Source organism: Saliterribacillus persicus, assembly GCF_003337485.1.
GTDB lineage: Bacteria > Bacillota > Bacilli > Bacillales > Amphibacillaceae > Saliterribacillus > Saliterribacillus persicus.
Genome location: NZ_QPJJ01000002.1, coordinates 222,168 through 237,129, shown reverse-complemented (window position 1 = coordinate 237,129; position 14,962 = coordinate 222,168). Strand labels below are relative to the sequence as shown.

Sequence of the window (14,962 nt, the reverse complement as noted above, 5' to 3'; positions counted from 1 at the left end):
AAAATCAGCTGAAATTATTCTGAGTGTATATACAAAATCATCTTTAAATCCACTCTTTTCCATGATCACGAATGAAGTCAATATCATGTTGATAATGTTCAAGATGTCCTTCATCTATCATGGTTTGAAATGCAATGTCACCGTCACTTGCTTTTCTTTTAATCGTTTTACATAACCCTTCTAATCGTAGCAATACGATATCTAAATAATCCTTTTCTTTAGACATGCCATAAGAATCAAAAAACAAATTTACTCTTTGTTTTATCCGATTGGCATCTTTGGAATTATAGTAAATTTTCTTACCTGTTTCGGAAAGATAAAATCTACTTAAGGGAACGCATGTGTATAAGGTATAGGCTATGTCCCAAAGTCTTGGGCCTGGTCCTGTAACGTCAAAATCAATAATACCTACAGGTCTTTTGTTACTGAAAATTATATTGTACCTAGCAAAGTCATTATGACATAATACTTCAATATTATCTGGCGTATTATCTATTGGTTTCCATTCATCTGTTATGGAGAAATCACTCACAGCATCATGGTAAAGACGGAGCATCTTTGCTATTTCTTTCAAACTATCATTAGACCACATATAATCTTTTAATGGATCATTCCCAGCTTCTCCATCAATAAATGATAATATTTCTCTTCCTTTTTCATCAATACCTAAGAACTTTGGTGCATAACTGAAACCTTTCTTCTCTAAATGTTTTAATAGTCTATGAATTTTAGGACTGTCTGGATTTAATTCACGTCTAACCGTATCACCTAACCGAAAAACGTTAGAGACATTTCCACCTGTTAGAACCTCTTCATCTTCATGGTTTGGCAATAATAGGTCCTCCTTTAATGGTCTTCTATGTAATTCAAACTATGGCACGCATGATAAACAAAAACAGTTGTTACTTTAAGTTGATATTTCAACAATTAAACATTAAATATATTTTGAGTCTAACTATTTTAAATATTATCAAAGTCTTGCTTCAACAAAGAATACATATATAGATCATCAAATTTACCACATGTAAATTCATAATTCCTTAATAATCCTTCTCTAATGAATCCCAATTTTTCCACTAACTTTTGTGATGGTATATTCGGTGGCTCTATTAATGCTTCTATGCGTTGAAAATTCATATATTCAAAACCATAACTTAGTATAGCTTCAACAGCCTCAACAGCTATACCTTTTCTCCACTGTTCTTTACTCAATTCAAAGCCAATTTCAGTACGGAAATGCTGAGGATTAATGTTATGAAAACCGCAACTACCAATAACAATTCCTTTCTCTTTTAAAGTAATTCCCCATCTAATCCCCGTACTATTAGTATGTATTGATTGATACCATGAAATCTCGTCCAAGGCATCGTTGATGGTGTTAAAAGGTTCTAACCCATAATACTTCATTACTTCTTCATCAGACAGATAACTCAAAATGCTGTTCGCATCATCAGGAGTAATTTTTCTTAATATTAATCTTTCAGTCTCCAGTATAGGAAATGCTAAACTTTCTTTAGTCATAGGAAACTCTCCTCAGTTATTATTGTTGTAAATGAGCATTTCACAAATGTTTATAGTCATATATTTTAGGTTTTTATGTTAACGAAGAAATTGAAAATTAATAGAGACAAAAGAATATCTAGTATCTATAATAGGTAGATTTTTAACGAAAAATTTTGTAGACAAAATTCATTAATGTAAATTATACTACTTTAAATGGAATAAAATTGAAAAAAGATTGATAACTGATAAAACTTTTTAAGGAAAGATATAAATCGGGAGAGATTTTATCCATGATTAACAATCATAAAAAACTAAGAGGTGGTGATTCATTGTTGTCTAAAAAGATATTTTATAGTTTTATTGTATTATATATAGCTATTGTATTAACTTTAAATTATATGTATAATCTCGAAAATATTACTTTAACGTGGTTATTTGGTATTTTTCTACTTATTGTAATTATTTTCAAGTATTTTATACCAAATAAAGTGAGAAATGAATAAGTGAAAAAACTAGTAAAGAAACAAATGAAGATTATTCTAATTATTCCTTTCTACTTTTGCCCCAGTAGCTAATGCGGCATCAAGTTATAAATGATTTCTCTTTAGGGGCTTGTAAGCAAAAAGAAAATAACGTTCATTCTTTATAAGATCCAGATATTAAATAATATTTATTGATTGTAAATATTTCTCAATTTCAAATTTCGTTTTATGAAAATATTCGTTTTGATGTCTTCCATAATTAAAAAAGCCGTGCTCCAAATTTTCAAATGTTTTTAAGATTATATTATTTCCTTCTTGGTTCATGAGATTAATAAAATTAGTATTGTTTTCATAAAGATCGTCGCCTGTACCACAAAGCCACAATGTAGTCGGTAAGCATTTTTTAATATTATGTATAGGTGATAGTTCAATTGCGTTGTCGAGTAATTGAGGATATCTTCTTTTCATTATGTCAACACCATCCATTCCAGCAGCAAAAATAATTAAAAAGTTAGGAAGGTGCTCAGTGCTTTGATTATCATATTCGTTATCATCGTTTAAATTATCGAGCATAATAGAGGAAATAGTAATATATCCTCCAGCTGAGGCACCGCATACTACAATTTTGTCCGGATCTACACCTAAATCAGAAGCATTTCTTCTTACGTATCTCACAGCGGATTTAACGTCATAAATTGCTTGAGTTGGTAAGAAACCTTCATCCGAGCCATTTCGATAGTCAACACAAATTGCAACCATTCCATTAGTTGAAAAGTAGTGTGCTTGATGTTGGAATTGAACTGGAGTTTTTGGTTTCGTTTTAAAGCTACCTCCATTAAAAAATAGAATAGCAGGTCTTTCTCTTTGATTTCCTTTTGGCTCAAATATATACAAACTCAGCTTTCTATTCTCTACTTCTTTATAGGTTTTCTCAGTTACTGGGAAATCAAACTTTAAACTATTCATGGTAGGACACAACCTTCTTATAATTTTCCTTCATCTATTTTATAACTAAACTTGGGTCATTATTGATAAAGTGATTTCTGTTCTTTAGATATCTCTAAAGTGATTTTAAGATGTAAATATTATTTGTCTGCATGATTATCCATTAAAATATCTTTTAATTGCTTAACACTTTTGGCGATATAAGATCTTTACATGTCATCTTCTCACTTTATAGTTGATAAGAATTGTGATCTACCAGGTTAACTAAAGCACTGGTTAATGGAGGAAGCGTTTATTTATATACATATATCTTTACAGCAATTTTTTTATCATCATCTATTTTTTTAGTCCATACTTTTAGGTCATCATTTATGCTTAATTCATCAAATTTTTGTTTATTGCCTTCTATCTTGGTGTTTTGATTGAAAAATATCTCATAAACAGGGTAAGAAGCCTCTGGGTCAGTGGCATGTGGGGCGATAACGATACTATTTTCCTTTATATCCTCAATAAACATATTATGATAATCTGGATTAGCTTCTGCTTTTTCTTCATTTGTTTTTTCAGTTGGGTTAGAAGGAGATTCAGCATTATCTATTTCATTACTACTACAGCCTAATAAAGCTAAAATTAAAGTTAATAAAATTAGAAAAATTCTCATCTAATCATCCTCTTTTATACGCACTCTTGCCACGATAGTTTGATAACTTTAAATTTAATAGTTTAATTGAAATTGCTATTGTATCTAATCTCTTTTCTTTTTTGGAGCATATATTCGATAAGTTCGTTGTATCCTGTTTTCAAATCTTCATGATCTGAAAATTTATAACTAGACTTCGCTTATTGAAGATAAAGTGATAGCTGTTCTTATTAAATTGCAACTGTATGTTTTATATGTATAGGTTATTTATCTAATCAGCCATCAAAATATCTTTTAATTGCTTAACGCTTTTGGCGATATAAGTAGGTTTGGAAAGGCTTAGTTCCTCAAGTGCACCATATCCATAAGTGACGGCAATAGAGTTAATTGCTGTATTATTTGCACCAATAATATCGTGTTTCCTATCTCCAATCATAATAAAGTCACTAAGTTCATGATCATTATACTTATCTAATATGTATTGAATAATTTCTGTTTTTGACGATCTTGTGCCATCCAGATTGCTTCCGACAATAAGTTCAAAATACTGGTCAATATTAAAATACTTTAATATTTGTTCGGCAAACACAGTGGGCTTTGAAGTGGCAACCACTAACGTAACCCCTTCTTGTTTTAACGATTTTAATAGTTTGGAAATCTCTGGATATAATTGATTCTCATACATTCCCTTTTCCTTAAATCTCTCTCTGTAAAAATCTATTGCTTTTTGTGTATCTACTTTATCAAAATGGTAGAATTCAGCGAATGATACTTGTAGTGGTGGGCCAATAAAGCATTCTAGTTTATCAATATCAGACTCAACTATGTTCATTTTCTCTAATGCATATTGCACAGATTTAGTTATACCTACCTTTGGATCTGAAAGTGTTCCATCTAAATCAAATAAAATAATTTTATATTTTCTCATGTCAATTCTCCCTCTACTGCTAATTAGTCAACAATTTTCAATTTCTGTTGAATGATTCTGTCATTATTTTAAGACAGTCCAATTTTTATAAGTTTTTACATCAATCCCTAAATTTTTAGTTCTTATCCATTCAAAGGCTTTTAGGACAAGTGGGGAAGCATTGTCAGACGATACATCATTTTCCGATATCCACATTGCTCCAAGTGAATCTTGTCCATCGAATTGTTTAGGAATACTTAACTTTCCATCTATTTTATTAACAGTATAATAGACTGCAATATGGTGAACATCGGTAAAATCCTTCCACGACCAAGGTACTTTAAAATCAATGACACCAATATTTTGTTCAATCTCAATTTTTAGTCCTGTTTCTTCTTGGAACTCTCTTTTCATAGCGGTGGATAAAGATTCACCTTCTTCTAAGCTTCCTCCAGGAAGGTCATATCTGTTAATATAAGGACCACTATTTTTATTTATCACTAATAGCTTTCCGTCTCCCAAACATATTCCATATACACCAAAAGCCCTGTGGTATTTTTTATCAGACAAAAAATAACCCTCCCAAGTTTCCTTCACACTTATTCACGTAAATTTCCTATTTCTTTAAACACAAACTGTCACAATCTTTGCATTTATTTTAACATAAAATTACAATTACCCGATTGAAATATATAAAACCATTCCCCGTAACAGTCTCATTAACAGCATACTTAGCAAGTTAATATTAGCTACTCACAAATAAAATTAGAGTATATATTAAATATTAAACCCGCGAAGCATTTTTAAAAATCATGCCCTGAGGAAGAACTTGGCCTTTATGTGAAAAAAATATAGTTTGAAAACGTCCCAATAAGTGAATGAATGAAAGGAGGGAGCTGATAGGGATGTGGTGGAAGGACTCTTATTATAAATATATTACCGCTTTTATTCTTTTATTAATTGCTTTATTTTTTATGAAATTAATGAATATGTTCGATCCTTTTTTGACGATATTTAAGACATTATTTTATCCGATTTTAATCGCTGGATTTTTGTTCTACATATTAAGACCTGTGGTGGAATTCACTTCTAAAAAGCTACATGTACCTAACGTGGTGGCAATTATCATTACTTTTATTTCGGTTGCAGGAATTATTTATGGTGCAGGATATTTTTTAGCTTCAACGATACGAAAGGAAGTCGAGGATTTCTCCCATTTACCGAGTAAGCTAAGAGAAATGGCTGATAAAGCGAAATTGGAAGTAGAGAAAAAGGATATGGGGCTACTTTCACCGAATTCAATTGAGCATGAAATTACCCAGTATTTTAGTAATTTAACACAGCGTATGGGTGAGCACTTCACTGAGGTGTTTACGACTGTTATGGGTGCCGCTACTATTATGATTATTGTCCCTATATTGGTATTCTTCTTTTTGAAGGATCGAAAGAAGTTCTTGCCGTTTGCGACCAAATTTTTAAAAGGGGAGAAGAGGCAGGAGGCAAAATCACTACTATCGAATGTGGACAAAACGATTGCTGCTTATATCATTGGACAAGTAACCGTAGCGTTTGTTGATGGTGTACTAATGTATCTTGGATATCTCATCATCGGGTTGCCATATGCACTTCTGCTTGGAATTTTTGTGATGGTGACTGCTGTTGTTCCGTTTTTCGGGCCAATTATTGGTGTGATTCCTGCTTTGATTGTTGCGTTAATGCAAGACCCTGTGATGGCGATTTATGTCTTGATTATTTTGATCATCGTGCAACAGCTGGAAGGGAATTTAGTAGCACCAACCGTTTTAGGTTCTCGCCTGAAGGTGCATCCGCTGACTATTATATTATTACTGGTGATTGCAATGCCGCTAGCTGGTTTTATTGGTATGGTCATCGCAGTACCTGTGTATGCAGTAGGAAAAGTACTGGCGATAAATTTAGTAAGGTATATTAAATTATACCGAGAAACGATTCGGCCTTAAAAGAAGTGGGATGGGAAATAGTTTAACTCAAAAAATCATCCAAAGTAGATGGTCTACTTTTGGATGATTTCTGCTTGTGAGACAAAAAATAAAAAATCGTTAATATTACAGTATTCTACTTAGCGTAGGCGTCCACTTCGACTCCTGGTGGATTAGCATGTTCTGAAGATCCACTTTGAAAAGTGCTTTTCTTTTCGAAGTTAGCTGAAGAGCATGCCCACAGGAAAGCGAAGTGGGCATGCCGTAGCGTTTATATTCTACATAAGATTCTAGGTGTGGATTAACTAGGTGATGGCTAACTCCGAAGATTTCCATTTATTCTTACATCTTTTTTATCTTCCAAATACCAGTCGCATATTCCTGAATGGTATGGTCACTGGAAAACTTACCCGAATGGGCAATGTTAATAAGGCTTTTAGCAAGCCATTTTTTGCGATTTCGATAGGCTTGATCTACTAGTTGTTGAGTTTCGACATACGCATCAAAATCCTTCAGGGTAAAGTACGGATCATTGGTCGAGAGGATATGAAAACAGATATCCTTAAATTCCTGATTGCCAACTAGCCCGTCTTTTAATTGATCTAGGATCTGGTGAATTCTTTCATCATTTTGATAGACCTCATTGGCACGATACTCGCCATTATGATAATAATCATAGACCTCTTCTGCTTTTAAACCAAAAATAAAGATATTGGATCTGTTGATCAGGTTTTTAATTTCGATATTTGCTCCGTCTAAAGTGCCGATAGTTAAGGCACCATTCATCATCATCTTCATATTACCTGTACCTGATGCTTCTTTTCCCGCCGTTGATATTTGTTCACTTAGATCGGCTGCTGGAATGATTTTTTCTGCTAGGCTTACATTATAATTTTCAAGGAAGACTACCTTTAACTTTCCCTGTAAACTTTTATCGCCATTTACAACGGTAGCAACAGTATTAATTAATTTAATCACTTCTTTAGCAAAATAGTAGCTAGGTGCTGCTTTAGCGGCAAATATAAAGGTTCTTGGAGTAATATCTAAGTGTGGATTATCCTTTAGTTCATTGTATAAATAGATAACATGGAAGATATTGAGTAGCTGCCGCTTATATTCGTGCAGTCTTTTGATTTGGACATCGAAAATTGATTTTTCATCGACAAGAATACCAGTCAACTTATGGATGAAATTTGCTAATTCTTCTTTATTCTGTTGTTTAATTTGATCGAGTTTTTCTAGTATGGATGGCTCGTTTGTGTGACGAAGTAAATGGGTTAACTCTCTTGGCCGGTTGATCCAAAGTGGACTAATCGTTTCGGAAATCAAGTTTGAAAGACGCGGATTAATCATAACAAGCCAGCGACGGTGCGATATACCGTTTGTTTTATTGTTAAAGCGATGAGGATAAAGGGAACAAAAGTCTTTCATTTCCCGTGTTTTTAAAATTTCGGTGTGTAATTTAGCGACTCCATTTACACTAAAGCTGCCAATGATCGCAAGTCTTGCCATATGAATTTGATTGTCAGCAATCACTGCCATGTCGGGAATTTTCCCGCGGAGCTCTGGGTGGTCGAACCAGATCCCCTGACAGAAGCGCTCATTTATTTCCTCTATAATCATATAAAGGCGAGGCAGGAATTTTTTTATCATATCGACTGGCCATTTTTCTAGAGCCTCACTCATAATGGTGTGATTCGTATAAGCGAAGACCCTAGTGGTGATTCTCCAGGCCTCATTCCAACCGAAGCCTTCTTCATCGACTAAAATCCGCACTAGTTCCGGAATGGCTAAACTAGGATGGGTATCATTGATTTGAATGACAACCTGTTCAGGAAGAAATTTCAAGGAATGACGGATCGTTTTTTTATAATCCCGAATAATATTCTTAAGACTGGCGGCAACGAGAAAATATTGTTGCTTCAAGCGCAATTGCTTTCCTTCTATACTTGAGTCATCGGGATACAAAAACCCAGAAATTTGTTCAAAAGAATGCTGGTGCTCGAGTTGATAGTAGTATGCTTCAGATTTTAATTCATCCTCTGTCGTCGTTGGCTCTGCACTCCACAAACGAAGCGTGTTTACCACCTTATTTTGATAACCGACAACAGGTATATCATACGGGACTGCCAATATTTTTTCGGTATTTGTGTAGGTGAATTCGAGTTTTCCATTGGTTCGTTTATGCATATGGACCTCGCCACCAAATGCGATTTCAATTGCTTCCTCTTTTTTTCTCGTTTCCCAGGGGTACGGGTTTTCTAGCCAATAATCCGGTAATTCTGTTTGGTACCCATTAATCATGCGTTGTTCAAATAATCCATAGCGATAACGAATGCCGTAACCGTGCCCCGGATAGCGCAAGGATGCCATCGAATCTAAGAAACAAGCAGCAAGTCTGCCTAAGCCACCATTACCTAATCCGGGGTCATGCTCCTGTCGGTAGATTTCATCCGGATCAAAACCAAGCTGCATAATTGCCTCATTAGATATATCCAGTAGATTGTGATGCAATAAATTACTTTTTAATAAGGTTCCTATTAGAAACTCCATCGATAAATAGTAGATTTGTTTCGGCTTTTTTCTCGCATAGCTTTCCTTTGTTTTGCTCCAGTTTTGACTGATTTCCTGGTTCACCACTGCGCTGATCGCCTCATAGAGCTCGCGCGCAGTGGTGTTTTCTAATCTTTCATCCGATTGGGCTTTTCGCACTTCCATAATCGCCTCTATAAACGTATCCACGGTCCATGCCTTCATGCTGATGCCCTCCTTTTAAAAGTGGTTCATACCCAATTGAATCTCTCATGCTTGATGTAATTCGTGGTAAAGGTCTGCATAAGCATGAGCAGAGTCATCCCAGCTATAGTAGCTTTTATTGACATTTTTAAGGAGTGCTTGCCATTTTTCTTCGTTTTGATAGATAGAGAGCGAATATTTTAATTGTTCTAGCAGTTCGTGTGCGTTGTAATTTTTAAAGCTGAAGCCATTTCCTTCTAAGCTATACTCGTTAAAAGGGGTCACAGTATCCTTAAGTCCACCTGTTTCTCTTACGATCGGAACAGTTTTATACTGGAGGGCAATGAGTTGCGATAACCCACAAGGTTCAAACAACGAAGGCATTACAAAGAAATCGCCTGATGCATAGATTTGTCTTGCTAATGCTTCGTCAAAACCTAAATAGCTCACTAATTTTTCTTTGTTTCGCTTTTCTGCATGATAAAAGAAGTTTTCAAATTCGTAATCGCCTGTTCCTAATAGGACAAATTGGACATTTTCGTTTAAAAATTCATCTAGAATGGCTTGAACTAGGTGGAGTCCTTTTTGTTCGACCAGGCGTGTAATCATTACATACATCGGTATTTCTGGATCTACTTTTAAACCGAGCTTCTTTTGGAGAATTTCTTTGTTTTCTTTCTTTTTTATCCTGGAGTAGCTGTATTTTGTATTTAGGTGTGGGTCTGTATTTGGATTGTAGTCATTTAGATCAATGCCATTTAAAATGCCGATGACGTCATTTTTCCGCTCTCGGATAATGGAGTCTAACCCTTCCCCGTAAAAAGGGAAAGTGATTTCTTCCGCATAAGTGGGGCTTACAGTTGTGATTTTGTCGGCGTGAAAAATCCCGCTTTTCATACAATTTAAAAGCCCATCCCATTCTAAGCCACCAATATGTTCATCGGAAATATTAAATAAATCCGCATAAGCATCTTTCAATAAAATCCCCTGGTACTTGATATTGTGGATTGTAAAGACAGTTTTCAGTTGTTTAGTTGGTGGCGTGATGTTCGCAAATGCAATAGCTAATCCTGCTTGCCAATCATGGGCATGGAGGATGTCCGCTTCAAAATCGATTACCTTTAATGCCTCCATGACGGCCTGACAAAAAAAGAGATAACGCTCTCCGTCATCCTCATAGCCGTAAACGCCGTGTCTAGAAAAATAATAATCATTTTTTATAAAATAAAAGGGAATCCCCTGATGTGTGGTGTGATAAATAGTTGCGTCATGCTTTCGCCATCCTACGTTAAGTGGAAGGCTGTTAATTTTAGTTAACTGGTTTTGCCAGTTATCCCAAATCTCCTGGTAGAGTGGAAGCATGACGCTGACATCAATATTTTCAGTTTGTTGTAAGGCTTGTGGCAAGGAGCCAATTACGTCTGCAAGACCTCCTGTTTTTACAAATGGTGTGCACTCAGAGGCTACAAATAAAACTTTCTTCCCCATATACAATTTATCCCCTTTATACTGTTTTTCTTTTTGCAATAACAAATGGTTGCTCCTTCGCTCCTTTTAGCACTTGATCCTTGGTCACCGTGACATCCTTATCCAAGATGACATTTTCAAGATGAGCCCCTGCTTCAATTTTGCAATGGGGCATGATGATTGAATTCTTTACAACGGCATCTGTGCTAACATGGACGCCTCGGAATAGAATACTTTTTTCCACGTCACCTTCAATCACACCACCGGTTGCGATCAGGGACTTAGCAACCTTTGCGGTGCCTTTATATTGAGTCGGTGCTTGATTACTGATCTTGGTGAAGACAGGGTCTCCGGTCGGAAAAAGCTGTTGATAGTTTTTATTCTCAAGTAAAGCCAGGTTCTCACGGTAATAGCTATCGATCGAGTTAACGACGGCACTGTAGCCCTGATAATTGTAGGAATGAACGTTTAGTCTCGCTAGATTTGCTTTAATCCCATCTAAAAAGAAATGTGTTTTATGATTGGCAATACAGTCCTCTATCAATTCTAAGAGTAGAGCTTTTCGCAAAACATATACCCCGGAAAAAACATGAGGGTTTTTTAAGTCATTCGTGATGTCTTCTACAACACCCGCTTCGTCTACTTCGACCTTCAGACAGCTATCATGCTCAGGAAGTAAGCGATCATATTTCGTCGTCAGCATGGTGACATCTGCGCCTGACTTTAGGTGGTGGTGGAATAAGTCACGATATAACATATTCGAGATAAACTGACTGCCGCTAATTAAGACATAATTGGATTTACTTCTGTCAAAGTAGTCCCAGTTGTTACGAAAATGTCTGAGATCACCTTTAGAAATATCAGTAGGATCCTCCCAGTGAGGCGGCAGAATAAATAAGCCGCCATGGCGTTTATTTAAATCCCAGTCTGCCCCGGAACCTAAATGTTCGATAAGGGAGCGATACTTACTTTTCGTGAAAATAGCAATCTCACTAATACTCGATTTTGCCATGTTGGAAATCGTAAAATCGATTAATCGATACCGACCTGCAAAAGGTGTTGCTGCCCCGCATCTGAAATAGGTTAATTCCTTCAAAAAATCGTGTTCATGCTCTAAATTAATTAGCCCCATCATTGTCGTCATCTTAATCCTCCTCCCCTAATGAAACATAAGCGATATTGTCGTTTGAAAGGACAACAGGGTCCTCGTCGGGGTGAGCGACAATTCTTGTATTATTGGGGATAGTCACATTTTCTTGCACAATAACCCTTTCTAGCAACACATTATCGCCCACTCGAGCCCCTGGAAGGAGGATGGATTTAATAATGACACTGCCATCACCTATATGCACATTTTCAAATAAGACAGAATGATCAATATTGCCTGAAATAATACAACCATTATTGATTAAGGAATGATGAATAACTGCATTTTCTCCAATAAGCTGTGGGGCAAAATTTGAATCATGTGAATACGTTCGCCAGTTCCGATTGTTTAAGGATAAATGTAGGTTTTCTCGTAGTAAATCCATGTGTGCTTCCCAGTAGCTTTCAATTGTACCAACGTCTTTCCAGTACCCTTCAAATTTATAAGCGTAAAGCTTTCTATGATCTAAAATCATCGCTGGTAGAATATCCTGGCCAAAGTCATGATTAGAGGATTCATTCGTGCTGTCAGCCTCTAAATATTGCTTTAAAATGTCCCAATTAAATATATAAATGCCCATCGAGGCAAGATTGTTTTTTGCGCTAGTTGGTTTTTCCTCAAATTCATAGATTCTTAAATCATCGGTTGTATTCAATATCCCAAAACGAGAGGTCTCTTTCCAAGGAACCTCCAGAGCTGAAATCGTAACATCTGCCTGTTTTTCCTTGTGTTGGTTGAGGAGCTCGTTGTAATCCATGTGATAAATATGGTCACCGGAAAGAACGATTAAATAATTAGGATCGTACTGTTCAATAAAATTGATATTCTTTGTTATGGAATCAGCGGTGCCGAGATACCAATTGCCACCGCTTGTTTCTGTATAAGGGGATAAAATCGTCAGACCATCCTCCATCCGATCTAAATCCCAAGGCTTTCCCACGCCGATATGCTGATGCAGTTTAAGTGGGGAGTATTGGGTTAGCACCCCTACCGTGTACATGTGTGAATTCAAACAATTACTTAATGCAAAATCAATAATGCGATACCTTCCACCAAAGGGTACTGCTGGTTTTGCTAGATTACGAGTTAATAAACCAAGACGCTTTCCAGCACCACCTGCTAGAAGCATCGTCACACATTCTTTTTTCATCGCTGATCCTCCTCTTCGGTTGATTCTTGCAACTGCTTGAAGATACAGATTGCTAGAGGTGGTACCTTTATTTTTAAGTGCTGCGGCTTTCCATGGAAGCTCTCAGAAAAGCTGTAATGGAGACCGCTATTAATTTGATCAGATCCACCAAAGTAGGCAGTGTCCGAGTTAAATATCTCTTGATACGTTCCAGGCCTGCTCACTCCAACTTTGAAATCGTAGTAAACATGTGGGGTAAAGTTACATAAAACAAGCAAATCGTTTTCAGGCTCCGTGCTTTTTCGGTGAAAAATAAGAATGCTTTGCTCGGTATTATCTGCATCAACCCATTCAAATCCAGCCGGATCGTGATCAAGCTGAAATAATGCCGGTTGGTTATGATAAAAATGATTTAATGCTGTAACATACTGATGCACGCCATAATGCATTGGATAATCAAGTAGCAACCAGTCTAATTCGTGCTGGTCACGCCACTCGATGTACTGACCGAATTCTCCGCCCATAAATAAAAGCTTTTTACCCGGATGCGTCATTAAATAGCCATAAAGCAGCCTGAGGTTTGCAAATTGCTGCCACATATCACCTGGCATTTTATCGAGTAAGGATTTTTTTCCGTGCACAACCTCATCATGGGAAAAGGGAAGAACAAAATTTTCGCTATACGCATACATAAGAGAGAAGGTAAGTAGATTATGATGATATTTACGATGGATTGGTTCGTATTTCATATAGCGAAGCACATCATTCATCCAGCCCATATTCCATTTGAAATTAAAGCCTAAGCCGCCCATCCAAGTCGGTTTACTGATGAAAGGCAAATCAGAGCTATCCTCCGCCATCATTAAGGTTGTGGGATAAAGCTTAAAAACAACCTCATTTAATTTTTTTAAAAAGGCGATAGCTTCCAGATTTTCACTGCCACCCAGCCCGTTTACGCGAAGAGGTTCCCCGTCCGGGAGATCAAAATTGAGCGACGTCATACTAGCAACAGCATCGACACGAATCCCATCAAGATGGTACGCTTCTAGCCAAAAAATTGCGTTAGAGATAAGGAAGCTCTGTACTTCCGGTCGTCCGAAATCAAAGGTTAACGTGCCCCATGATCTTTTTTCTGCCTTAGTTGGATCGCTGTATTCATATAAAGGCTCCCCATCAAAAAGGCGCAATCCCTGTTCATCTTTACAAAAGTGACCGGGAACCCAGTCCAAAATCACACCGATGTGATGCTGATGGCATTGATCGATAAAGTACTTGAAGTCGTTTGGCGTTCCATATCTGCTCGTTGGAGCGTAATAGCCTGTGATTTGGTAGCCCCAAGATAGATCAAATGGATGCTCAGTGACAGGAAGTAATTCAATATGGGTATAGCCGAGCCCTTTCACATAGGGGATTAATTCTTTAGCTAGTTCACGGTACGTATAATAGCTGCCATCCTTTTTTTGTTTCCACGTCCCAACATGCATTTCATAAATCAGAATAGGGGAGGTGTATGGATCAAATTCTTTTCTTTTGGCTTCCCATTCTTGATCGTTCCACGTATAGGAAGCAGAGGAAGGTGTCAGAGAAGCGGTCAATGGCCGAAGCTCTGTTTGAAAGGCATATGGATCAGCTTTTAAAAAGTCAGGTCCATTTGCAGGCGTTATCCGGTATTTATAAGGAGAATTTTCTTTGATTGTTGTAAAAAAACCGACCCATAAGCCGGCTTGATTTACGCGCTCTAAGGGAAAATCCTTCCCCGTCCAGTTATTAAAATCACCGCACACTTCTACTGCTTTGGCATGTGGAGCCCACACAGCAAAACGCATACCTGTTTTATTTTCATCTGAAATATAATGGCAACCAAGAAATTGGTAGCTATGATAGTGCGTGCCTTGGTGGAAAAGGTAGATATCATCTTCTGCAATCAGTTTAGACATAGAGACTCCTTTCGGCTTTTAAGAGATATAAAGAACTCTTGTTATTCTATGACCAGCAAAACGTAATATAACCCCGAATTTATGAATAGATTGGTAAGAGTTGAAAAGTTT

Annotated in this window: 13 protein-coding genes; 2 read left to right on the top strand and 11 right to left on the bottom strand. The window is 36.6% G+C overall.

Annotated elements, in window-relative coordinates; genetic code table 11:
* Positions 1–43: 43 nt before the first annotated feature.
* On the bottom strand, positions 44–832 hold the full coding sequence (locus DFR57_RS03290) for a phosphotransferase (protein WP_114351722.1): 789 nt from the start codon (positions 830–832) through the stop codon (positions 44–46).
* A gap of 128 nt (positions 833–960) precedes the next feature.
* The gene (locus DFR57_RS03285; protein WP_114351721.1) at positions 961–1,521 is read right to left on the bottom strand and encodes a GNAT family N-acetyltransferase; all 561 of its coding nucleotides are present in this window, start codon (positions 1,519–1,521) and stop codon (positions 961–963) included.
* A gap of 272 nt (positions 1,522–1,793) precedes the next feature.
* On the opposite strand from DFR57_RS03285, the gene DFR57_RS03280 reads away from it, so the two are divergent.
* Positions 1,794–2,006, top strand: coding sequence for a hypothetical protein (locus tag DFR57_RS03280; protein ID WP_114351720.1), 213 nt, complete (start codon positions 1,794–1,796; stop codon positions 2,004–2,006).
* A 156-nt stretch (positions 2,007–2,162) separates the two neighbouring features.
* Here DFR57_RS03280 and DFR57_RS03275 read toward each other — a convergent pair whose 3' ends face one another.
* The 4 genes from DFR57_RS03275 to DFR57_RS03260 all read right to left on the bottom strand — a co-directional run bounded on the left by DFR57_RS03275 (position 2,163) and on the right by DFR57_RS03260 (position 5,047).
* On the bottom strand, positions 2,163–2,951 hold the full coding sequence (locus DFR57_RS03275; RefSeq protein ID WP_114351719.1) for an alpha/beta hydrolase: 789 nt from the start codon (positions 2,949–2,951) through the stop codon (positions 2,163–2,165).
* A gap of 271 nt (positions 2,952–3,222) precedes the next feature.
* The gene (locus DFR57_RS03270; RefSeq protein ID WP_114351718.1) at positions 3,223–3,591 is read right to left on the bottom strand and encodes a hypothetical protein; all 369 of its coding nucleotides are present in this window, start codon (positions 3,589–3,591) and stop codon (positions 3,223–3,225) included.
* A gap of 250 nt (positions 3,592–3,841) precedes the next feature.
* Positions 3,842–4,498 (bottom strand): HAD family hydrolase, encoded by a 657-nt coding sequence (locus DFR57_RS03265; protein ID WP_114351717.1) that lies wholly within the window; start codon positions 4,496–4,498, stop codon positions 3,842–3,844.
* A 63-nt stretch (positions 4,499–4,561) separates the two neighbouring features.
* The gene (locus tag DFR57_RS03260) at positions 4,562–5,047 is read right to left on the bottom strand and encodes an NUDIX hydrolase (protein ID WP_114351716.1); all 486 of its coding nucleotides are present in this window, start codon (positions 5,045–5,047) and stop codon (positions 4,562–4,564) included.
* Positions 5,048–5,382: 335 nt separating this feature from the next.
* Between DFR57_RS03260 and DFR57_RS03255 the strand changes: the two genes are divergently transcribed.
* Entirely contained in the window at positions 5,383–6,456 is a 1,074-nt protein-coding gene (locus DFR57_RS03255; RefSeq protein ID WP_114351715.1) for an AI-2E family transporter, read from the top strand.
* 321 nt (positions 6,457–6,777) lie between these two features.
* Here DFR57_RS03255 and DFR57_RS03250 read toward each other — a convergent pair whose 3' ends face one another.
* Genes DFR57_RS03250 through glgB form a run of 5 tightly spaced genes read right to left on the bottom strand, consistent with a single transcriptional unit; the run spans position 6,778 to position 14,851 of the window.
* Positions 6,778–9,192 (bottom strand): glycogen/starch/alpha-glucan phosphorylase, encoded by a 2,415-nt coding sequence (locus DFR57_RS03250; protein ID WP_114351714.1) that lies wholly within the window; start codon positions 9,190–9,192, stop codon positions 6,778–6,780.
* Between the two features lie 45 nt (positions 9,193–9,237).
* Positions 9,238–10,659, bottom strand: coding sequence for a glycogen synthase (locus tag DFR57_RS03245; RefSeq protein ID WP_114351823.1), 1,422 nt, complete (start codon positions 10,657–10,659; stop codon positions 9,238–9,240).
* 16 nt (positions 10,660–10,675) lie between these two features.
* Positions 10,676–11,782 (bottom strand): glucose-1-phosphate adenylyltransferase subunit GlgD, encoded by a 1,107-nt coding sequence (gene glgD / locus DFR57_RS03240; RefSeq protein ID WP_114351713.1) that lies wholly within the window; start codon positions 11,780–11,782, stop codon positions 10,676–10,678.
* 1 nt (position 11,783) lies between these two features.
* Complete coding sequence (locus DFR57_RS03235) at positions 11,784–12,935, bottom strand: glucose-1-phosphate adenylyltransferase (RefSeq protein ID WP_114351712.1); 1,152 nt, start codon at positions 12,933–12,935, stop codon at positions 11,784–11,786.
* Positions 12,932–14,851: a 1,4-alpha-glucan branching protein GlgB gene (gene glgB, locus DFR57_RS03230; RefSeq protein ID WP_114351711.1), complete on the bottom strand. Its 1,920-nt coding sequence runs from the start codon at positions 14,849–14,851 to the stop codon at positions 12,932–12,934. Before glgB ends, DFR57_RS03235 begins: the two co-directional genes overlap by 4 nt.
* Positions 14,852–14,962: the final 111 nt, after the last annotated feature.

Bases quoted from the DNA above. Each gene is read 5' to 3' on its own strand.
- DFR57_RS03285 (WP_114351721.1), bottom strand. From the start codon at position 1,521: ATGACTAAAGAAAGTTTAGCATTTCCTATACTGGAGACTGAAAGATTA.
- DFR57_RS03280 (WP_114351720.1), top strand. From the start codon at position 1,794: ATGATTAACAATCATAAAAAACTAAGAGGTGGTGATTCATTGTTGTCT.
- DFR57_RS03275 (WP_114351719.1), bottom strand. From the start codon at position 2,951: ATGAATAGTTTAAAGTTTGATTTCCCAGTAACTGAGAAAACCTATAAA.
- DFR57_RS03270 (WP_114351718.1), bottom strand. From the start codon at position 3,591: ATGAGAATTTTTCTAATTTTATTAACTTTAATTTTAGCTTTATTAGGC.
- DFR57_RS03265 (WP_114351717.1), bottom strand. From the start codon at position 4,498: ATGAGAAAATATAAAATTATTTTATTTGATTTAGATGGAACACTTTCA.
- DFR57_RS03255 (WP_114351715.1), top strand. From the start codon at position 5,383: ATGTGGTGGAAGGACTCTTATTATAAATATATTACCGCTTTTATTCTT.
- DFR57_RS03250 (WP_114351714.1), bottom strand. From the start codon at position 9,192: ATGAAGGCATGGACCGTGGATACGTTTATAGAGGCGATTATGGAAGTG.
- DFR57_RS03245 (WP_114351823.1), bottom strand. From the start codon at position 10,659: ATGGGGAAGAAAGTTTTATTTGTAGCCTCTGAGTGCACACCATTTGTA.
- glgD (WP_114351713.1), bottom strand. From the start codon at position 11,782: ATGACGACAATGATGGGGCTAATTAATTTAGAGCATGAACACGATTTT.
- DFR57_RS03235 (WP_114351712.1), bottom strand. From the start codon at position 12,935: ATGAAAAAAGAATGTGTGACGATGCTTCTAGCAGGTGGTGCTGGAAAG.
- glgB (WP_114351711.1), bottom strand. From the start codon at position 14,851: ATGTCTAAACTGATTGCAGAAGATGATATCTACCTTTTCCACCAAGGC.